Annotated in this window: 18 protein-coding genes; 8 read left to right on the forward strand and 10 right to left on the reverse strand. The window is 72.3% G+C overall.

Features of this window, described 5'->3' with window-relative positions:
* Positions 1 to 6: 6 nt before the first annotated feature.
* Positions 7 to 2,052 (reverse strand): M14 family zinc carboxypeptidase, encoded by a 2,046-nt coding sequence (locus H958_RS42305; RefSeq protein WP_051325174.1) that lies wholly within the window; start codon positions 2,050 to 2,052, stop codon positions 7 to 9.
* Positions 2,053 to 2,154: 102 nt separating this feature from the next.
* Between H958_RS42305 and H958_RS0133295 the strand changes: the two genes are divergently transcribed.
* Positions 2,155 to 2,631 (forward strand): cupin domain-containing protein, encoded by a 477-nt coding sequence (locus tag H958_RS0133295; RefSeq protein ID WP_196807694.1) that lies wholly within the window; start codon positions 2,155 to 2,157, stop codon positions 2,629 to 2,631.
* Positions 2,632 to 2,724: 93 nt separating this feature from the next.
* Here H958_RS0133295 and H958_RS0133300 read toward each other — a convergent pair whose 3' ends face one another.
* Positions 2,725 to 5,595, reverse strand: coding sequence for a S9 family peptidase (locus H958_RS0133300; RefSeq protein WP_028061819.1), 2,871 nt, complete (start codon positions 5,593 to 5,595; stop codon positions 2,725 to 2,727).
* Positions 5,596 to 5,759: 164 nt separating this feature from the next.
* Positions 5,760 to 5,999, reverse strand: coding sequence for a hypothetical protein (locus tag H958_RS0133305; protein ID WP_156028473.1), 240 nt, complete (start codon positions 5,997 to 5,999; stop codon positions 5,760 to 5,762).
* 251 nt (positions 6,000 to 6,250) lie between these two features.
* Here H958_RS0133305 and H958_RS42310 point away from each other — a divergent pair, with 251 nt between their 5' ends.
* On the forward strand, positions 6,251 to 8,995 hold the full coding sequence (locus H958_RS42310; RefSeq protein WP_051325175.1) for a BTAD domain-containing putative transcriptional regulator: 2,745 nt from the start codon (positions 6,251 to 6,253) through the stop codon (positions 8,993 to 8,995).
* Between the two features lie 221 nt (positions 8,996 to 9,216).
* Positions 9,217 to 9,546, forward strand: coding sequence for a hypothetical protein (locus tag H958_RS0133315; RefSeq protein ID WP_028061821.1), 330 nt, complete (start codon positions 9,217 to 9,219; stop codon positions 9,544 to 9,546).
* A gap of 39 nt (positions 9,547 to 9,585) precedes the next feature.
* On the opposite strand, the gene H958_RS0133320 is transcribed toward H958_RS0133315, so the two are convergent.
* The gene (locus tag H958_RS0133320; RefSeq protein ID WP_028061822.1) at positions 9,586 to 10,299 is read right to left on the reverse strand and encodes a DUF1097 family protein; all 714 of its coding nucleotides are present in this window, start codon (positions 10,297 to 10,299) and stop codon (positions 9,586 to 9,588) included.
* A 215-nt stretch (positions 10,300 to 10,514) separates the two neighbouring features.
* On the opposite strand from H958_RS0133320, the gene H958_RS0133325 reads away from it, so the two are divergent.
* Both H958_RS0133325 and H958_RS0133330 read left to right on the forward strand, forming a co-directional pair.
* On the forward strand, positions 10,515 to 10,712 hold the full coding sequence (locus H958_RS0133325) for a hypothetical protein (RefSeq protein WP_028061823.1): 198 nt from the start codon (positions 10,515 to 10,517) through the stop codon (positions 10,710 to 10,712).
* Entirely contained in the window at positions 10,709 to 11,734 is a 1,026-nt protein-coding gene (locus tag H958_RS0133330; RefSeq protein WP_028061824.1) for a Gfo/Idh/MocA family oxidoreductase, read from the forward strand. Before H958_RS0133325 ends, H958_RS0133330 begins: the two co-directional genes overlap by 4 nt.
* Positions 11,735 to 11,744: 10 nt before the next feature.
* Here H958_RS0133330 and H958_RS0133335 read toward each other — a convergent pair whose 3' ends face one another.
* Positions 11,745 to 12,698 carry a GlxA family transcriptional regulator gene (locus H958_RS0133335; RefSeq protein WP_196807695.1) on the reverse strand — a complete coding sequence of 318 codons (954 nt, stop codon included), beginning with the start codon at positions 12,696 to 12,698 and terminating at the stop codon, positions 11,745 to 11,747.
* Between the two features lie 75 nt (positions 12,699 to 12,773).
* Between H958_RS0133335 and H958_RS0133340 the strand changes: the two genes are divergently transcribed.
* Together H958_RS0133340 and H958_RS42315 are read left to right on the forward strand one after the other, a co-directional pair.
* A complete protein-coding gene (locus H958_RS0133340) occupies positions 12,774 to 13,418 on the forward strand; it encodes an HD domain-containing protein (protein WP_028061826.1) in 645 nt (214 codons plus the stop codon).
* A 173-nt stretch (positions 13,419 to 13,591) separates the two neighbouring features.
* Complete coding sequence (locus tag H958_RS42315) at positions 13,592 to 14,638, forward strand: pyridoxal-phosphate dependent enzyme (RefSeq protein ID WP_196807696.1); 1,047 nt, start codon at positions 13,592 to 13,594, stop codon at positions 14,636 to 14,638.
* Here H958_RS42315 and H958_RS0133350 read toward each other — a convergent pair.
* Positions 14,623 to 15,588, reverse strand: a complete 966-nt coding sequence (locus H958_RS0133350) for an NAD-dependent epimerase/dehydratase family protein (protein WP_028061827.1) — start codon at positions 15,586 to 15,588, stop codon at positions 14,623 to 14,625. The two genes, H958_RS42315 and H958_RS0133350, sit on opposite strands and share 16 nt — an antisense overlap.
* A gap of 24 nt (positions 15,589 to 15,612) precedes the next feature.
* On the opposite strand from H958_RS0133350, the gene H958_RS0133355 reads away from it, so the two are divergent.
* Positions 15,613 to 16,365, forward strand: coding sequence for a class I SAM-dependent methyltransferase (locus H958_RS0133355; RefSeq protein ID WP_028061828.1), 753 nt, complete (start codon positions 15,613 to 15,615; stop codon positions 16,363 to 16,365).
* Here H958_RS0133355 and H958_RS0133360 read toward each other — a convergent pair.
* Genes H958_RS0133360 through H958_RS42320 form a run of 4 tightly spaced genes read right to left on the reverse strand, consistent with a single transcriptional unit; the run spans position 16,346 to position 20,182 of the window.
* The gene (locus H958_RS0133360; protein WP_028061829.1) at positions 16,346 to 17,131 is read right to left on the reverse strand and encodes an ABC transporter permease; all 786 of its coding nucleotides are present in this window, start codon (positions 17,129 to 17,131) and stop codon (positions 16,346 to 16,348) included. The two genes, H958_RS0133355 and H958_RS0133360, sit on opposite strands and share 20 nt — an antisense overlap.
* Positions 17,131 to 17,988 carry an ABC transporter permease gene (locus H958_RS0133365; RefSeq protein ID WP_051325176.1) on the reverse strand — a complete coding sequence of 286 codons (858 nt, stop codon included), beginning with the start codon at positions 17,986 to 17,988 and terminating at the stop codon, positions 17,131 to 17,133. Before H958_RS0133365 ends, H958_RS0133360 begins: the two co-directional genes overlap by 1 nt.
* Positions 17,967 to 19,151 (reverse strand): ABC transporter substrate-binding protein, encoded by a 1,185-nt coding sequence (locus H958_RS0133370; protein ID WP_037412698.1) that lies wholly within the window; start codon positions 19,149 to 19,151, stop codon positions 17,967 to 17,969. The genes H958_RS0133365 and H958_RS0133370 overlap by 22 nt, the downstream gene beginning before the upstream one ends.
* Positions 19,148 to 20,182, reverse strand: coding sequence for an ABC transporter ATP-binding protein (locus H958_RS42320; protein ID WP_037412701.1), 1,035 nt, complete (start codon positions 20,180 to 20,182; stop codon positions 19,148 to 19,150). The genes H958_RS0133370 and H958_RS42320 overlap by 4 nt, the downstream gene beginning before the upstream one ends.
* Positions 20,183 to 20,286: the final 104 nt, after the last annotated feature.

Below are 20,286 nucleotides of genomic sequence, written 5' to 3' on the forward strand. Positions count from 1 at the left end.
ACCGCCTTACGGCTTCGTCGTCGACAGCGTGAAGGTCAGCGCCTTGCTGTAGCTGCCGGTACGGAGCGCGTCGTTGGCGCCGATCGACTGCTTGAAGCCGATCGCGACGGCGTCGTTGGAGACCGGGGCGCTCCAGGACCACAGCGTGGTCGGAGCCGAGGCGCCGCCGACCGGCGCGAACGCACCGGTGTTGGCCTGAGCCTGCACCGCTTGCGGCAGCGAGAACGTGCCGTTGACCAGGTGGCCCGGGGTGACCGCGGACGGATCGGCGACGGAGAGCGTCGCGTCACCCGCGGTGGAGATGACGTTCGCGGTCGTGGACGCCACGTAATCGTCCGCGACACCCGGCTTGAACGAGCCGAGCGAGGCGGCCGAGCCGACGGTCAGCGCCAACGTCGCCGGCACCGTGCCGCCGACGTCCGACGGGATCGCCGGGCACGAGTAGCGGCGCTGGGCCGTGGTGATCAGCGGCAGCGGCGCGTCCGCGTCGAGGATCGGGGCGATGAGCCCGCGCAGCGGCTGCTTCAGCCGCACCAGCACGCCACCCACCTGCGGCTCGACCTTGATGCCATGATCGGCGAGACGCTCGGCGACCGTGCCGAAGTCGTTGCGCGGGCCGATGCGCGGCGCCTCGTAGTCCGCCTGCGAGATGAAGTAGCCGCACGGCGTCGGATCGAGCAGGTTCTGCGGCTGCAGGGCGTCGACGTCCGGCTGGTCGTTCGGGTTGTCGCCGACGCTCGGCGTGAGCGGCCACGGGTAGGCGCCGCGCAGGACCGTGGACGTCGGGGCATCGGAGCTCTGGTAGGCCGCCGATGCCTTGTTGAGCGCCACGATCGTGTCCATGCGCGCGTAGAAGTAGCGCATGCCCTCCCAGTTCTCCCACATGTGCGCGTAGACCTTGCGGTTCTCGTTCGCACGCGCGTTGGCGGCGCCGGACTCGGCGGGCCGCGTGACGCCGCCCGATGCCCGCGACTCACCCAGCATCGAGATGCTGTTCTTGAGACCGCCGGTGTTGCGCAGGATGCCCTCGTGCGAATCGCCGCCCGTGCTGTACGGGCCCATCCACCAGCCGGACTGCGAGGCGTCGCCGTACATCCAGTCGATCACCATCGACTTGCCCTCCTGGAAGAGCGGCTCGTAGATGTTGAGGTGACGCGGGGCGAGGATCGGCAGGTCCTCGCTGTCGCCCTCGTGGTTGTCGATCGAGACGTCCGGCGTGTAGTCGCGCAGCGCCCGGGCGAGGCCCTTGGTCTCGTTCTGCTCGAGCGCGGCGTGATCGCGGTTGAGGTCCTGCCCTGTCGTGTTGCCGCGCGTGTTGTGGGCGCGGCCATCCGGATTCGTCGTCGGTACGATCAGCACCGTCATCTTGCTCAGCATCGCGAGGATCTGCGGGTCCTCGGTCGTCGCGAGCACGCGCGCGATCGTCATGCACGACTCACGACCCGAAGCCTCGTTGCCGTGGACGTTGCAGTTGAGCATGTAGGTCGGCATCGCCGAGATCTCGGCGGCCGTGTCGGGCGGCTTCGGGTAGCCGATGATGAACATGTTCATCGGCCGGTTCTCGAGCGTGCGCGCGAGCTCCACCACCCGCACGCGGTCGCTCGCGGCGTCGAGGCGGGCCGTGAAGTCGGCCTCCTCGGCATCGCTCGTGTACGTGCTGTTGCCGGTCGTCGCCGTGGCGCGCTGCTCCCAGGCGGTGAGCAGGTTGCTCGGGCCCGGGATCGGCAGCGTAGTGCCGCTCACCGGATCCGAATACGCCTGCGGGTTCGCCGTGCCCAGCCGCGCCCGTACGCGCCATTGATAGCGGCCGCCGAGCTGGTAACCCGACTCCGCGAACGCCGGCTTGTCCGGCGTGACCGTGCGCTGCGGCTGCCAGACGCCCACGATCGTCGCCGTGCCCGTCGGCTGACCGTTCGCGTCGAGCGGCGTGCGCTCGATCTGATAGTCCGTCGCGCCCGGAACCGGATCCCACTTGAGCGTGGTGAACCCGACATCCTGGGTCGCCGTAACGCCAGTGACCTGCTGCGCGGACGCAGCCGCCGGCCAGATCATCGCCGCACTGATCGCTGCGGCGACAAGCCCCTTCCCCGTCATAAGACCCCTCCCTGTTTAGGAGGATCGGACGTTACCGTCCATTTCACGGCCACTGACGAGGTGAACGTGGAGATCAGTCAACAGCCAGATAATGGTGCGGGCGCGACTTGCATGAGCGGCCGTCGGGGCGAGAGAATGAGCCCCGGCGAGCTCAGCGAGAAAAGAGAGGCCGACATGGCGGGCATACACGCACTGGATTTCGACTCTCCCGACGAGACGCGGACCCCGGAGAAGACGCGCGTCGACGTCGTGCGGTACGGCGACACGACCGTCGCGCGCATGACCTTCGAGCCCGGCTGGAAGTGGTCCGAGTGCGTGAAGCCGGTAGCCGGCACCGACAGCTGCCAGCTTCGCCACGTCGGGGTTGTCGGGTCCGGGCGCCTCGCCGTCACGCACGAGGACGGCACGGAGATGAAGTTCAGCGCCGGGGAGGCATACATCATCGAGCCCGGCCACGATGCGTGGGTGGACGGCGACGAGCCATTCGTGGGCTACGAGTTCGAGTCGCGCTCCGCCGACAGTTACGCGCACGATTGACAGCGATCAAGGACCGCAGCGTGCAGTTCTGGACCGACGCCGCCGGGACCGGTCGGCCATACCTCCTGGTCCCGGCGGCCTGCGCCGATGCCGCTACGGCGTCGTCGTCGACAACGTGAACGTGAGCGTCTTGCCGTAGGTGCCCGTGCGGAGCGCTTCGCCGGCATCCACGTGCTGGCGGAACTCGAGCCCGACGGCGTCGCCGCTGACCGGGCCCGTGTAGGACAGCAGCGACAACGGCGTCGCACCGACGGTGGCGAACGGCAGATCGGAGCCGCCCCGCGTCGCCCGGGCCTGCAGCGCATTCGCCAGCGCGAACGAGCCGTTGGACAGATGCCCGGCCGCGGACCCGCTGACATCGGTGACCGACAACGACGCGTCGCCCGCGGTCGACGTCACCGAGGCGGTCGTCGCCGCGGTGTAATCGCCAGACCTCCCCGGCGTCAGCGCGCCGAAGCTCGCCGGCTCGCCGATCGTCAGCGAGAGCGTCGCCGGGACCGTCGCGCCGGCGGTCACGGGCGCGGTGACCTCGCCGGGGAACAGGCGGGTGAGCATCCACTGGCCGCCGAGGTCGTAGACGTCGACGAGGTCGCGGAAGCGCATGTACATCTCGTGCTGCTCGTTCGGCACCACGTGCGTCTGGAGCTCCAGTTGCGGCTTTTGCGCCTTGATCGCGGTCACGACCTCGACGTTGTCGCTGAAGTCGACGTTGCGGTCGTCGTCGCCCTGCTCGAGCAGCGTCGGCGCCGTCCAGGAGGCGAGGTTGGCGACCGCCGCGCTCCCGGAGTTGCCGGCCATCTCCCACCCGACGTGGAAGACGTCGGAGTTGCGGGAGACGCCGAGGGTCGTCAGATAGCCGCCGTAGGAAAGGCCGTAGATGCCGACCTTGGCGGGATCGACCTGCGGCTGGGAGCGCAGGAACGCGGCGCCGCCCTGGATGTCCTGGTACTCGGCCGCGCTGGTGCCGCCACGGCCGGGGAACGTACGCCACGCGTTGCCGTACATGATGCCGCCGCGGTAGTCGACCGAGAGCACGACGCAGCCATGGCTCGCGAAGTACTGGTTCATCTCGTACAGGACGGTGTACGTGTCGTAGTAGTGGTAGCCCAGCAGCATCTGCCGCGACGGACCGCCGTGCGGGAAGATCAGCCCGCAGCCCGTCGGGTGCGCGGGGACGAAGAGCTGCCCGTGGACCGTCATGTGGTCGGTCGACGACGGGAACGTGACCGCCTGCGGCTCGACGAGCTTGTCCACCGGGTAGGTGTCGGGGAGGTCGGGTCCGCCCTTGGACAGCGAGCCCGCGGAATCGCGGATGTAGACCGTCGGCGGGACGTTGTAGCTGCCCTCGACGTACGCGAGCTCGCCGTCCGCGAGCGGCATCGGAGCCCACTGGCTCGGATGGCCGCCGGCGATCTGCAGCGGCGCGCCGCCGTGGAAGCCGACCGAATACAGATGCCGGCGGGCGATGTCGCCGATGTTGGTCGCGTAGACGATCGACTTGTGGTCGCGCGTGACCTGAGCCGTCTCGACCTCGCCGTCGCCCGGCGTCAGCAGCGTCGCCGTGCCGCCGGCGGCCGGGACCGAGTACAGGTGACGCCAGCCGTCGACCTCCCAGACGAACGCGAGCGTGCCGTCGTCGGACCAGAAGAGCTGGTCGCCCGGCGTGCTCTCGAACGTCGGGTTCTCGTCGAGCGAGTAGTAGCTCGAGCCGAGCCCCGTCGAAGCCTGCCACGCCTTGCGCGGCGTCAGCGTCGCCGCGTCGGCGACCCAGATCGCCCACGGCTGCCCCGACACGCTGCGCCGGAACGCGATCTGCGTGCCATCGGGGGACCACACGGGGTTCGCGTCGCTCGCGCCGGTGTGGTTGACCGCCGCCGTCGTGTGCGCGGTCATGTCGAACACCTCGACGCCGCTCGATCGCGAATACAGCAGCTTGGAGCCGTCCGGTGAGAAGCGCAGGTTCGACGGCGTGCCGCCGGCCACCGTGAACAACGGCGCCGGGGTGCCGGCACCGGTGAGGTGGCCCTCGTCGTCCCACGACAGCGTCACGCTCATCACGCTCGCGCCATTCACCCAGACGAGCATCTTGTCGTCGGGCGTGAACGCCGGCGAGAGCCCGTCGCCGAGCAGTCGCGGCACGCTGGAGCGCGAGGCGACGACGTAGACCAGACGATGCGGCGTGTCGACGTCCGAGGCCGGGTTGAGGATCTCCCCGTCGCTGTTCGGCGAGCTGTCGCGTACGTACGCGATCGCGCCGCCGGCACGCGAGACCGCGAGCTGCGAGAGCTCCCGGCCGTCGTCGTCCGGGTAGTTGACGACGCGACGCGACGGCGTGCCGGACCGCATGAAGTAGATCCCGCGGTCGTAGGCCTCGCGCGTGATGTACGCGATCGAGCGGCCGTCGCCGGAGGCCTCGGGCCCGTAGGAGATCGGCGCCTGCAGGATGTCCGCGACCGTGAACACGTCGTTGGTGCGCACCGGCGGCGGGCTCCACTTGCCGAACGACGGCACGGGCGCGGTCACGGGCTGGTCCGCCGAGCCCCGGTAGCTGCGCACGAACGAGATCTGCGTCCCGTCGGGCGACCACACCGGCCCCTTGTCGCTCCCGAACGACGGGTCGACGTAGCCGATCTTGTTCGCCGGCAGGTCGTAGACCGCGATGAACCCGTGGTCGCCGCGCGGGTTCTCGAACGCGAGCTGCTTGCCGTCGGGCGAGAACACGAGCTTGCCGACGGTGCCGCGGATCGACAGCAACCGCTCCGCATCGCGCCACTCCGCCGACGCGCTCGCGCGCGTCTCGTTCCACACGCTCTTGGCGTCGTCAGACGCCCACGCCGCCCGCTTGCCATCGGGCGACAGCACCGCCCCGGCCGGCGGCGGCGCGGCCGCACGTGCAGCCCCGGCGGCCGCGCCGAACGCCACCCCCGACATCAGCGCGATCGCGCACCACGATCGCGCACCCATCAGACCATTTCGCAAGGGCCCCTCCCTCTTCCGCCCGGCATCCCAAGCCGGGTTCCGCGGCGATGCTAAGAGTGCGGGCGCGCGCGCAGATCAGTGATGCCCGATCGGGGGATGTCGTCTACTGACATTCCACCCCGGGCGTCGAGGAGCCGGCTTGCTGCGCGTCACGCGGCCTGACGCGACGAATGGAGCTGCGCCAGCTCATAGGCGGCCGCTTCCTCGAGGTTCAGAGCCGTGCGGTAGTTGCGGTACGCGGCGCAGCGCGCTCCGGGCGTGGCGCGCGCCCACGCGTGCAGCGCTTCCCTGCAGCTGCTCTGCGCCAGGAACCACGCGGTGTAGGCGTCATCGAAGGAGAGACGTCGCGGGCACGTCGGCGAGTCGTCCACGGCATCACCGGTGCACATGGCGCTCCTGTAGCGAAGGTAGTCGCATCGTTGTGACACGATCGCGCGCGTCGCAGCACCCGTCGTTCAGGCGAGCCGCCATTTCGCATGTGGGCCACCGGGACCTCTGCACCCCTGCCAGCCGGAATGCGGTATCAGTCGCGCGACAGCATCCGCGCCACCTTCGCCGGCCCGCGCACCGGGAGCGCGCGGCCCTCGGCGGTGTGGCAACGGGGACGCGTGATCGGACGCGTATATTCCGGGCGGCCCTGATGGAGTTTGCGATCCTCGGTCCCCTGCGGGTTGTCGGCGCGGACGGCCCGATCGAACTCAAGGCCCCCAAGCAGCGGGCGCTGCTCGCGATGCTGCTGCTCACTCATGGCGAGGATGCCGTCTCCTCGGACCGCCTGATCGACGTCCTGTGGGGCGAGCGCCCGCCCGCCACGGCCGGCAAGGCGCTGCAGGTCTACATCTCGCAACTGCGGCGCGCGCTCGGCCCCGGCAACCCCATCGTGACGCACGGCAGCGGCTACGCCGTCGAGCTCGAGCCCGGCCAGCTCGACCTCGACCGCTTCGAGGCGCTCGTCGCCGGCGCGCGCCGGCAGCCGCCCGAGGAGGCGGCGAGGACGCTGCGCGAGGCGCTGGCGCTGTTCCGCGGCCCGGCGCTGGCCGACGCGCCGCTCGAGGGACCCGCCGCGACCGAGGCCGACCGGATCGACGGCCTGCGGCTCGCCGCGCTCGAGCAGCGGATCGAGCACGACCTCGCGCTCGGCCGCCACGCCGAGGTGATCGCCGAGCTGGAGGCGCTCGTCGCCGCCAACCCGTACCGCGAGCGGCTGCACGCGCAGCTGATGCTCGCGCTCTACCGCTCCGGCCGCCAGGCCGACGCGCTCGACGCGTTCCGGCGCGCGCGGCACACGCTGGTCGAGGACCTGGGACTCGACCCGGGCCGCGACCTCCAGCGCCTGGAGGCGGCGATCCTCTCGCAGGATCCCGAGCTCGAGCTCGATCGCGCCCCCGCGCCCATCCCGCTGCCGACCGCCTCCCGCCCGGCGCCGCCGCCGGTCGGGCTGCCGGTCCCGCCGAACCCGCTGCTCGGCCGCGACGAGGACCTCGACACGGCGGCGGATCTGCTCGCCGAGCCGCACGTGCGCCTCCTCACCCTCACGGGACCCGGCGGGATCGGCAAGACGCGGCTCGCGCTCGAGCTCGCGCAGCTCGCCGAGCCGCGCTTCGCCGACGGCGCGCGGTTCGTCGCGCTCGGCGCGGTCGAGGATCCGGAGCGCGTCGTCCCGGCGATCGCGCAGGCGCTCGGCGCCGCCGAGAGCGACGAGCCCGAGGCGCTGCTGGTGGGCCGCGAGCTGCTGCTCGTGCTCGACAACTTCGAGCAGGTGCTCGCCGCCGCGCCCGACCTCGGCCGCGTCCTCGCGTCCGCGCCCGCCTCCAAGCTGCTGGTCACGAGCCGCGCGGCGCTGCGCATCGCCGGCGAGCACGAGCTGGCGGTGCCCCCGCTCGGCGCCTCGCCCGGTGCCGACCTGTTCGTCGGCCGCGCCCGCGCGCTCAACCCCCGCCTCACGCTCGGCGACGGCGACATGGAGCGGATCGAGCGCATCTGCGAGCGGCTCGACGGCCTGCCGCTGGCGATCGAGCTCGCCGCCGCGCGCACCAAGGTCCTCTCCCCCGCCGCGATCCTGGACCGGCTGGAGGATCGGCTCGACCTGCTGAGCACGGGCCCGCGCGACGCGCCCGCGCGCCAGCAGACGCTGCGCGCGGCGATCGGCTGGAGCTACGACCTGCTCGAGCCCGGAGACCGCGAGCTGTTCGCGTCGCTGGGCGTGTTCATGGGCGGCTGGTCGCTGGAGCTGGCGGAGGCGGTGTGCGGGGTCACCGCGCTCGACGGCATCGCCAACCTGCTCGACCAGAGCCTGATCGCACGCGCCGGCTCGCGCTTCTGGATGCTCGAGAACGTGCGCGGGTACGCGCTTGAGCGGCTCGAGGCGTCAGGCCGCACGGAGGAGCTGCGGCGCGCCCACGCGCGCGCCTTCGCCGACGCGGTCTCGGGTGCCGAGCACGGGCTGCTGAGCGCCGAGGCGGTGGTCTGGCTGCGGCATCTCGACGCCGACCGCGAGAACATCCGCGCGGCCACGGCGTACGCGCTCTCCAACGGCGAGCCCGAGGTCGCGCTGCGGATCTGCGCCGGCGTCGGCCGCTACTGGCTCACGCGCGGCAACCTGACCGAGGGCCGCGCGTTCACGACCGCCGCGCTGGCGGCCGCCGAGGGCGACCCCGACGTCCGCATGGGCGCGCTCGCGGGCGACGGCGTGATGGCGGGCGAGCAGGGCGACTTCGCGGCCGCTCGCGACCGCTTCGAGGAACTGCACGCGCTGGCGCGCGAGACCGGCGCGCTGGACCGCGAGGCGCGCGCGGACAACAACCTGGCGGTGCTCGCGATCTACGAGGGCGATTCGGCCGAGGCGATCCGCCGCTACGAGCAGTCGGCGTCGATCCTGCGCGACCTGGGCGACGATCGCTGGCTCAGCCTCGTGCTGCAGAACCTCGGTCTCGCCTACGCCGGCGCCGGCGAGCGCGAGCGGGCGATCGGGTACCTCCGCGAGAGCGTCGAGATCGCCCGCCGCGCCGGCGATCCTGCGCACCTCGGCTCCGCGCTGCGCTCGCTCGGCCGGCTCCAGGTCGGCGACCCCGACGGGCTCGAGCTGCTGCGCGAGGGTCTCACGCTCGCGCGCGACCTCGGCGAGCACGCCGGCATCGTGGAGATCCTCGAGACGTTCTCGGCGGCCGCCGATCCCGAGACCGGCGCGATGCTTGTCGGCGCCGCCGGCGCGCTGCGCGCGCAGGCGGGGACGATCCGCCAGCCCGACGACGACGCCTGGTTCGCTCCGGTCGGCGCCGCGCTGCGCGAGTCGCTCGGCGACGACGCGTTCGCCGCCGCCGTCGACGCCGGCGCTGCGATGGGCACGGCGGCGGCGATCGAGCGCGCGCTCGCCGTCGGGCGATGATGGGCGCCGGCGACAGCCCGGACGTCGACTTCATCACGACGCCGCACAAGCCTCAGCGCGAGCCCCAGGGCCGGCGCTGGCAGGGTCACGCCCACCGTCTCGGGCGCCAGCCGCTCGCCGGTCGGCGCCCGCCTTCGCGGCGGGCGCGGCCGGCGTGCATTTGGCCAAGTCTTTGCCTGGATTTCGCGCGCCGTTGCAGCAGTGCCGGGGATGCTGATGCCATGAAGCTCATCACCAAGCTCGCCGTCAGCACCCTCGCCGCGCTCGCGGTCACCGCGCCGGCCGCCTCGGCGGCGACGCGTCAATACGAGGGCACCGTCGTCTCCGTCGACCGCGGCGACCGCAGCTTCCGCCTGCGCGACAGCGAGCGCGGGACCGTCCGCGTGCAGGTCGTCGCGAGTACGCGCTTCGAGCGCATCGCCGGCTTCGCCGGCCTGCGCGCGGGCCGGCGCAACGTCGAGGTGACCGTCAAGCGCGCCGACGGCCGCTGGGTCGCCGTCGCGGTCGAGCGCTCAGGCGGCGGCGGTCACCACGGCGGGCACGACGACTGAGCCGCCGGCCGGGGGCAGCGACGGCGCGTCGAGGGATCCTCAGGTGCCCACCGCCACGTTGCCCTCGGGGCCGCGCCGCCTCGCGCCGAGCTTGCCCAGCACGCCCGCGAGCTTGACGGACAGGACGCCGAGCAGCGCGCCGCACACGAGCGAGACGAACACGCTGATCGCGACCCAGATCCACGACATGGAGAGCAGGCCGCCGAACGCGCCCGTGCCCGCGGCCAGCGGCTTGTTGGTGATCGCCGCGACGATCGCCTCGGCCGTATGCGGCCCCTTGCCGCCGGGGACGAACCGGTCCAGCCCGGTGGCGATCCACCAGAAGAACACCGACGCGTAGCAGCAGAAGGCGGGTGCGGGCGCGAAGCGATCGTCCTCGACGACGGTCGAGAGCACGACGAGGCCCAGCGCGGTGATCCCGATCCACAGGGCGAGCCCCCAGAAGTGCGGGGACTCGGCGAACAGCGGGCCGAAGAACATCGCGATGCCGGCGAAGACCGCGCCGGTGAGGGCGGCGATCACCGTCTTGCCGAGCGCGGCGTTGTCGGCGCCGAGCATGAAGTAGAGCCCCCAGGCGACGAATAGCGCGGGCAGCACGAGGTGGATTCCCTCCGGCAGCCCGTACTTCCCGAACACACCGTCCTGGACCGTCACCCAGTGGAAGGTGAAGTTCAGCGCGATCTCCGAGGCGACGAACGCCAGCACGCCGATCGAGATGGTCAGCGGCGCGATCGCCCTCAGCCGAGTGGCCATGCGTCCCTCCTGGTCGCCGGCCCTCCGTGCGGGTCGGGCCGCGAACTCATCCCACGCGCGTCGCGAACGCACAAGAAGTTCCCGGATCCTGGGATTTCGGCAGTGTCTGAATCCGGCGGCGCGCGTTGCGGCACCGTGACCGTCAGGGCGCCGCGCGAGGAAGACCCGCATCCCTTACCCGCGCAGTTCGCCGGACGGCGCAGACGACGGCGCGCGTGACGTCCACCGCGGCGGACGCGACGCTGTCGGTGAGCGAGCCGGGCCACCTGGCCAACGGCGCGTACTCGCTCCCGCAGCCGCTGCGGGTCAGCGGCGCGCCGCGGCGCCCCGTCCCGCTCGTGGTGTCTGCGGCGGAGCCGGCGGGGGCGGAACGCGAACTGGCGGGTGTTCTTTGTCAGGATCGGGCGCCATGACCATGACGCGCATCGGACTCGCCGGCTACGGCTTCGGCGGGCGCATCTTCCACGCCCCGCTGATCGCGTCCGCCGCCGGCGCCGAGCTGGCCGGGGTGGTCACCCGCTCGCCGGAGCGACGCGCCGAGCTGGCCGCCGACCATCCCGGCGTGCCCGCCTTCGACAGCCTCGCCGGCCTCGCCGCCGCGGGCGCCGACGCGGTCGCGATCTCCACCCCGGCCGACACGCACATCCCGCTCGTGCTCGAGGCGATCGAGCTCGGCCTGGCGGTCGTGTGCGACAAGCCCTTCGCCCTCGACGCCGCGCAGGCGCGCGAGGCGGTCGAGGCCGCCGGGCGGGCCGGCATCGTCCTCAGCGTCTACCAGAACCGCCGCTGGGACTCTGACCTGCTGACCGTGCGGCGCCTGCTCGACGAAGGCGAGCTGGGCGACGTGACCGTTTTCGAGTCGGCCTTCGAGCGCTACTCGCTCGATCCGGTGCCCGCGTCCGGCGCCGGGATCCTGCGCGACTTCGGCAGCCACCTGGTCGATCAGGCGCTGCTGCTCTGGGGACCGGTCGCCTCGGTCTACGGCGAGGTCGGGGCGCACGACGAGCGCCTCTTCGCGGTCCTCAATCACGCGGGCGGGATGACGACGCACCTCAGCGGCGACTGGGTCCAGGGCTCCCCCGCGCCGCGCTTTCGCGTGCGCGGCAGCAAGGGCGCTTATGTCGTGTACGGGATGGACATCCAGGAGCCGGCGCTGATCGCGGGCCGCACGCCGGCGGCCGAGGGCGACGCCTGGGGCACGGAGCCCGAGGAGCGCTGGGGCCGCCTGCAGCGCGGCGACGACAGCGAGCCGGTGCGCAGTGAGCGCGGGCGCTGGGACACCTACTACCCGGCATTCGCGGCCGCCGTGCGCGGCGAGGGGCCAGTGCCCGTGGACCCGCGCGACGCGATCGCGGCCCTGACGGTGATCGACGCGATCCGCCGCAGCGCGAAGGAGGGGCGCTCCATCGAGCTCGCGGTCGCGGCGCCCGCGTAGGCGCGGGCGCTCATACGCCGGTCGTACGGAAGCGGTCGCGGTAGTCGGCGGGCGTCGTGACCGCCTCGCGCCGGAACGCGCGCCGCATCGTCTCCTCGGAGCCGAATCCCACGGCGCGCGCGACGGCGGCCAGCGACTCGTCGCCCTGCTGCAGCCGGGCCTTCGCCGCCTCGACGCGCACCCGCTCGACATAGCGGCCGGGCGTGAGGCCGACCTCGCGCCGGAACACCCGCGTGAGGTGGCGCACGCTGAAGCCCGCGCGCTCGCTCAGCGCCGGGAGCGAATGGTCGCCGGCGGGCTGCGCGGCGACGCCGTCGAGCACGCGCCGCAGCGTCGGGTTCGCCGTCAGGGGCGCCGCGAGCCGCGCCGAGAACTGGGCCTGCCCGCCGGGGCGCTGCATGAAGACGACGAGGTGGCGCGCCACCTCACGCGCCAGCTCCGCGCCGTGGTCGGCCTCGACGAGCGCGAGGCAGAGGTCGATGCCCGCCGTGATGCCCGCCGACGTGTACACGCCGCCGTCGGCGACGAAGATCGCGTCGGCGTCGACTTCGACGGCCGGGAACTCGCGCGCGAGGTCATCCGCCAGCTCCCAGTGCGTCGCCGCGCGGCGGCCGTCGAGCAGCCCGGCGGCGGCGAGCAGGAAGGCGCCCGCGCACACCGAGGCGACGCGCCGGCTGCGGCGCGCGGCGCCGGCGACCGCCTGCACGAGCGCGCGGTCGGCGATCACGTCGCGCCAGGCGGGCGCCCCCGGGACGATCAGCGTGTCCAGCCGCGCGGGGAGCCGGGAGAGCGACCCGTCGGCGCCGACCCGCGTGCGGCCCGCGCGCACGTCGCGGCCGCCGGGCGAGGCCAGGAGCAGCCGGTAGTCGCCGCCGCGCTCGGTGGCCGCGTCGAACACCTCGATCGGGCCGGCGAGGTCGAGCAGTTGCACCCCGTCGTAGGCGAGCAGGGCCACGGTGCGCATGCCGCGAGCGTAGTCGTCCGGATCCGAGGCCTACACGTCCTTGCGAGCCGCTCGGCCTGATCGGACACTCGGAGCATGTCCACACGCACCACGATCGCCGGCATCGCCATCCCCGACAGCGCCCTCGCGGGCGAGGTCACGCAGCTCGTCCGCGAGATCGAGCCCGATCTCCTCTTCGACCACTCCCTGCGCGTATTCGCGTTCGGCACGCTGCAGGGTGAGCGGCTCGGCCTGCGCTATGACCCCGAGCTGCTCTACATCGCCGCGATGTTCCACGACGTCGGCCTCGTCGAGGGCCATCGCAGCGCGCACGACCGCTTCGAAGTCGACGGCGCCAACGCCGCGCGCGAGTTCCTGCGCCGGCACGGCGTGCCGGAGGAGCCGATCCGCATCGTCTGGGACGCGATCGCACTGCACACGACCCCTGGCATCCCGCAGCACAAGGAGCCGGAGGTCGCGCTCGTCACCGCCGGCGTCGAGCTCGACGTGCTCGGCATCGGCTACGACGACATCCCCGGCGCGCAGCGCGAGGAGATCGTCGCCGCGCTGCCGCGCGTCGACTTCAAGCACCGCATCATCGAGGCCTTCGGCGCCGGTCTCGCGGACAAGCCGGAGACCGCGTTCGGCAACGTCAAGGCCGACGTGCTCGAGCGCACGCTGCCGGGCTACGTGCGCCCGAACTTCTGCGACATGATCCTCGGCTCGAAGTTCGCCGAGTGACGGACCCGCGCAGAACTACACCTTTCGGGGAGGCGCGCCGGGCCGCGGCGGGCTCACAATCGCCCTACGCCCGTACGCCGGCACTGCCATCCCCCCGGTATTCCCGCTCGGAGCCGGCGTACGGGCGCGACCGGCGCTCGGCCGCGCGACGCCGCCGGTGCCAGAGTGTGAGCGTGAGCTACCTGGTCAATCCGCTGCGCGATCCGGCGTGGCGGCCCGAGTCCGGCCTCGAGGCGCAGGCGCGCGAGCTGCACGAGTCGCTGCCGGGCTACGCGCCGACGCCGCTGCACGACCTCCCCTCGCTCGCGGCGGAGCTGGGCCTCGGGCGCGTCCTGCTCAAGGACGAGAGCTCGCGCTTCGGGTTGCCGGCGTTCAAGGCGCTCGGTGCGTTCTGGGCGGCGCACTGGGCGCTCGCGGGACGGGATCCCGCGACGCTCACGCTCGCCGCCGCGACCGAGGGCAACCACGGCCGCGCGGTCGCGCGTGCGGCCAAGCTCCTGGGCGCCCGCGCGCACATCGTCATCCCGGCCCACACCTCGCCCGCCCGCGCTGCCGCGATCGCGCAGGAGGGCGCCCACGTCGAGCGGATCGACGGCGGCTACGAGGACGCGGTCGCGCACGCGGCGAGGCTGGCGGCCGGCGACGTGCTCGTGATCTCCGACACGTCGTGGCCCGGCTACGAGGAGATCCCCGCGCGCGTCGTCGAGGGCTACGCGACGATGTTCGCCGAGATCGACGTCCCGGTCGACCTCGTCGTCGTGCCGATCGGCGTCGGCTCGCTGGCGGCGGCCGCCGCACGCCACTTCCGCGCCGGCCCCGGCGACGGGCCGTTCCTGCTCGGGCTCGAGCCGGCCGACGCGGCGTGCGCGCTCGAGTCCGCGCGGTCCGGCCGGCTGACGACGGTGCCGGGCCCGATGCGCTCGACGATGGCCGGACTCAACTGCGCCGAGCCCTCCCCCGCGGCCTGGCCGCTGCTCGCCGCCGCCTACGACGCGTTCTGCGCGATCGACGACGCGCACGTCGACTGGGGCATGCGGCGGCTGGCCTCCGAAGGCCTCGACCGCGGCGCCACCTCAGGTGGCGTGGTCGGCGGCCTGCGCGCGCATCGCGCGTCGCTTCCACTGCCCGAGGACGCGACCGCCCTGCTGATCCTGACCGAGGGCGTCACCGACCCCGCGGTCTTCCAAGCCGCCGTCGGGCGGCCTCACCGCACCGTGTAGGGCCCGGTCGGCTCCGCGTGGTAGCCCTTGGCGCCGACGGTCAGCGCCAGCTCGCTGCGCCACTCCTCGCCGGCGGCCAGCCGCTCGAGCGCGTAGCCGAAGTCGTAGCGCGGCGTCCACCCGAGCTCGAGCCGCGCGCGCTCGTTGACGTACACGCGCTCGATCGCGCCGAACATGCGCCACCCGCGCGCGGCGTAGACGTCCTCGAACGCCGGGACGCGGCGCCGCACCACGGCAGGGGCGTCGACGTGCAGCTCGGCGAGGTCAGCGCGCGTGAAGGGCGTCGTCGCGCTGACGATGTAGCGGCCGAACCCGAGGGCGGGCGCGCGCTCCAGCGCGAGCAGGTGCGCGCCGACCACGTCCTCGAGGTCGGCGCGGCGGTACAGCAGCTCGTTGACCTTCAGGTTCGCGTCCTCGTATGCCGCGCGCACGTCGTCGCGGTCGTCGGCCTCGGGGAAGAAGCGCGACGTCCGCAGGATTACGATCGGGAGGCCGTGGTCGTTGTGGAACAGCTCGCACAGCTGCTCCGCCGCCGTCTTGGTGACGCCGTAGATGTTGCGCGGGACGGGCGCGACGTGCTCGGTGATCCATGCGGCCGGCGCGCCCGGCGGCGGCGTCAGCGCGCGGCCGAACGCGCTCGTCGTGCTGGTGAACACGAAGCGCGACACGCCCGCCTCGACGGCGCCCTCGAGCAGCGCCAGCGTCCCGGTCACGTTGGTGTCGACGAACGCCTGGCGCGAGTGGCTGCCGACGTGCGGCTTGTGCAGCGTCGCCGCGTGGATCACGGCGTCGGCGCCCTCGAGCGCGCGGGCGACGACCGCGCGATCGGCGACCGACCCGACGACGTCCGTGTACGGCGACGGCAGCACGTCCAGGCCGACGGCATCGGGCAGCACGCGCCGCAGGGCCTCGCCGAGATGGCCCGAGCTTCCGGTCACGAGGATCCGCATGGCCGCAGACCTTAGACTCGCCGCGTGCCGGGTCCGAGCTCGCCGGAGACATGGGACGCGTTCTTCAGCGACTTCTACCTGCGCGCGTACGCCGACGACGAGCGCCGCGAGGAGGCCGAGGCGCAGGCGCTCGCGGCGGTGCGGCTGACCGGCGTCGACGAGACCGGCGACCTGCTCGACGTCCCGTGCGGCTTCGGGCGCCACTGCGTCCCGCTCGCCAAGGCCGGCTACCGCGTCACCGGGGTCGATCGCTCGGGGGTGCTGCTTGACGAGGCGCGCCGCCGCGCCGGCGCCGGGCGCTGGCCGAAGTTCACCAAGGCCGACTACCGCGAGCTGCCGTTCCGCGACGAGAGCTTCGACGGCGCCGTGAACCTCTTCACGTCGCTGGGTTACCTGGGCGACGAGCAGGACACCCGCGTGCTCGCCGAGATCCGCCGCGTCCTGCGCCCTGGAGGCCGGCTCGTGATCGAGACCCACCACCGCGATCTGCTGGTGCTGCGCTTCTCCGACAGCGACTGGCGGCTGATGGGCGAGGGCCGTCTGCTGCTCGAGCAGCGCACGTTCGACGCCGCCGCGGGCGTCTCGCAGACGACGCAGACGCTGATCGACGGCGCCGGCCGGCGCGAGTCGCGCACGTGGTCGGTGCGCGTCTATAGCGCGACCGAGCTGCTCGCGATGCTCGAGCGCGCCGGCTTCGCCGAGGCCAAGGCCTACGGCGGGTTCGACGCCCGTCCGTTCGAGCCCACCTCGCGGCTGGTCATCGCGGCGCGGCGCTGACCGACTCCGAGGCGATGCGCTGCGCGAAGTAGACCGGCAGGATCGAGAGCAGGATCACGACGACGCCGACGACGTTGACGACCGGCAGCTGGTTCGGGCGCGAGAGGTTGGTGAGGATCCAGATCGGCAGCGTCTCGCGGTCGCCGGCGGTGAACGTCGTCACGATCACCTCGTCGAAGCTGAGCGCGAACGCGAGCAGCGCGCCGGCGATCAGCGCCGAGCGCAGCTGCGGGAAGGTCACGAGCCGGAACGTCTGGGCCGGCCGCGCGCCGAGGTCGGCCGACGCCTCCTCCAGCGACGCGCCGAGCCGCCGCAGGCGCGCGATCACGTTGTTGTAGACGACGACGACGCAGAACGTCGCGTGCCCGACGACGATCGTGAACAGCGTCAGGTCAACGCCGAGCACCTGCGTGAAGGTCGAGTTGAGCGCCATGCCCGTGACGATGCCGGGCAGCGCGATCGGCAGCACGACGAGGAACGAGACGCTCTCGCGCCCGAAGAAGCGGTAGCGGGCGACGGCGAACGCCGCCAGCGTGCCGAGCACGAGCGCGATCGCGGTGGCGCCGAGGCCGGCCTGGATCGAGGTCCACAGCGCGTGCCGCACGCCGTCGTTGTGGAACGCGCGGTCCCACCAGGTCAGCGTGAAGCCGGGCGGCGGCCAGGTCGCGGTCCGGCGCGCGTTGAACGCGTACACCAGGATCACGAGCAGCGGCGCATAGAGGAACGCGAGCGTGAGCCCGGTGGCGACGCGCAGCGCCGAGCGCATCACAGCTCCTCGAACGCGCCGAGCCGCCGCGCGGCCAGGAGATAGAGCAGCATCACGACGACCGGCACGGTCGCGAACGCGGCGGCCAGCGGCAGGTTGTTGGCGACGCCGACGTTGGCATAGACGACGTTGCCGATGAACTGCTTGGAGCTCACGAGCTGCGGCGTGATGTAGTCGCCGAGCGTGAGCGAGAACGTGAAGATCGAGCCGGCGACGAGGGCCGGCAACGCGAGCGGGAGCACGACGCGCCGGAACGTCATGCCCGGCTTGCCGCCCAGGTCCTCGGACGCGTCCAGCAGCGATGCCGGGATCCGCTCCAGCCCGGCATAGAGCGGCAAGATCATGTACGGCAGCCAGAGGTAGCTGAACACGAGCCAGGTCGCGACCAGCCCGTAGCCCGGCCCGTGGATCCCGAGCGGCGCCAGCGCCCAGTTGAGGATCCCGTCCTCGTTGAGGATCGTCCGCCACGCGTACACCTTCACGAGATAGCTGGCCCACAGGGGCATCAGCACGGCCACCGCGAGCAGCGCGCGCGTGCGCGGCGTCGCGAACTTGGCCATGAAGAACGCGATCGGGAACGCGAGGATCGCGTCGGTCACCGTCACCGCCGCGGCCACGCCGACCGTGCGCAGCACGATCTCGCGGTAGACGCGGCCCTCGAAGATCGTGCGGAAGTTGTCGAGCCCGTAGGTGTGGACGACCTGGCCGCTGAAGTCGTCCAGCGACCAGAACGCCGCGATGAAGAGGACCGCGAGCGAGCCGAGGTAGGCGACGACGAGCCACGCCAGCGGGCCGGCGAGCAAGAGGCTCGCCTGCAGCCCGCGGTGGCGCGCGATCAGCCCTTGATCTCCGTCCAAGCCTGGACCCAGTCCGAGTAGTCCTTGCAGACCGCCCCGCGGTCGTCACCGCACGCCTTGCGCGGCGTCGTCCAGAACGAGACCTTGTCGAAGTAGGCCTGGTCGTCGGCGTGGAAGATCTTGCAGTGGTCCTTGTTCTGGGTCTCGGCGCAGGCCTTCGCGTTCGACGGCGCCTCGCCGAACCATTCCGCCACCTGGGCGTTGGCCTTCGGGGAGATGATCCAGTCCATCCACATGTACATGCAGTTCGGGTGCTTGGCCTTCGAGGAGATCATCCAGGTGTCCGACCACCCGGTCGCGCCCTCCTTGGGCAGCGTCGTCTTGACCGGCACCTTGTCGCCGTCGAGCAGGTTCGCGATTACCTGCCAGGTCGTGCCGACGGTCGAGTCGCCGTTGGCGAACGCCTGCTGCTCCTTCGTGTAGTCCGACCAGTACTCGCCGATGTTCGCGCGCTGCTGCTTGAGCAGCTGCACGGAGGCGTCGAACTGCTTCTGGTCGAGCTCGTACGGGTTGTCGATCTTGAGCTCCGGCCGGGTCGCCTTCAGGTACAGCGCGGCGTCCGCGATGTAGATCGGGCTGTCGTAGGCGGTCACCTTGCCCTTGTAGGGCAAGGCCTTGTCGAACACCGCGCTCCACGAGTCCAGCGGCGTCCTGACCTTGTCGGAGCGCCACATCAGGATGTTCGCGCCGCGGCCGTGCGGGATGCCGTACATCTGCCCGTCGACGGAGTTGAACGGCTGGTTCTTCAGGCCGGGATAGACGTCCTTGTAGTTCGGGACGAGCGCGGTGTTGACCGGCGCGACGTCGCCGCCGGCGATCAGCCGCAGCGTCGCGTCGCCCGAGGCCGAGACGCCGTCGTAGCGGCCGGTCCGCATCAGCGTGACCATCTCGTCGCTGGTGTTGCCGATCTTGACGTCGACCTGGCAGCCCGTCTTCTGCTCGAACGGGGTGACCCAGTCGACCTTCGGGTCGGTCGAGCCGTCCTCGGCGTAGCCCGCCCAGGCGATGATGTTCAGCTTCCCCTCGCCGGGGCCGAGCTTGGCGAGCGGCTTGATCTTGCTCGGTGGCTTCACCTGCCCCCCGCCGCCGGACGACTCGCCGCCGCCACCGCATCCGACGACCACCGCCGCGCTCACCACGAGCAGCGCCCAGATGAACCTCATGACACTTCCTCCTTCCCGGCGATCGCGGAGGTGTGCTCCGGCCGCCATGCCACGCTGACTTCGCGCCCCCGGTCCTCGAGCGCCTCGGCCGAGGTCGTCTCGAGGTTCTGCGCCACGACCTGCAGCTCGCCGCCCGCGTCGAGCGCCACGACGTAGCGCGTGAGCGGGCCGGCGTAGCTGACGTCCTTGACCCGGCCGCGCTCCACGTGGAGCCCGTCCGCCGGCTCGCCGGCCAGGATGCGGATCTTCTCCGGGCGCACCGTGAAGCGGCGGCCGTCGCGCTCCAGCAGGTTCGACGTGCCGACGAAGCCGGCGACGAACGCGGTCGCCGGGTGCTCGTAGACCTCCGCGGGAGCCCCGACCTGCACGACCGCGCCCTGGTCGAACACGGCCAGGCGGTCGCTCATCGTCAGCGCCTCCTCCTGATCGTGCGTGACATAGACGAACGTGATCCCGACCTCGGTCTGGATGCGCTTGAGCTCGGACTGCATCTCGAGCCGCAGCTTGAGGTCGAGCGCGCCGAGCGGCTCGTCGAGCAGCAGCACGCGCGGGCGATTGACGATCGCGCGGGCGAGCGCGACGCGCTGGCGCTGGCCGCCCGAGAGCTGGGACGGCCTGCGCGCGCCGGCGCCGGGCAGCCGGACCATCTCGAGCGCCTCCTGGGCCCGCGCGCGCCGCTCGCCTTTCGCCACGCCCTTGATCCGCAGCCCGTACTCGACGTTCTGCTGGACCGTCATGTGCGGGAAGAGGGCGTAGTCCTGAAACACCGTGTTGACGTCGCGCGTGTACGCGGGCGCGCGGCTGACGTCGCGGCCGGCGAGCTCGACGCAGCCCGCGTCGGGCAGCTCGAAGCCGGCGATCAGGCGCAGCGTCGTCGTCTTGCCGGAGCCGCTCGGCCCCAGCAGCGTGAAGAACTCGCCCTGCGCGATCTCGAGGCTGACGCCGTCGACGGCGCGCACCTCGCCGTAGTGCTTCGCCAGGTCGATGAGCCGGATGTCATTCGGGGCGTCCACCTCGCGGGAACCTTTCATGCCGCGATTCGACGGTCTGGCACATCTTCCTACCTTTTCGTGGCCAGGTCGTTATGCGCAGCGATACCCGACCGATCAGGCCGCGCGGGTGCCGCGAGGTACAG

Source organism: Candidatus Solirubrobacter pratensis, from assembly GCF_000425945.1.
Classification (GTDB): domain Bacteria; phylum Actinomycetota; class Thermoleophilia; order Solirubrobacterales; family Solirubrobacteraceae; genus Solirubrobacter; species Solirubrobacter pratensis.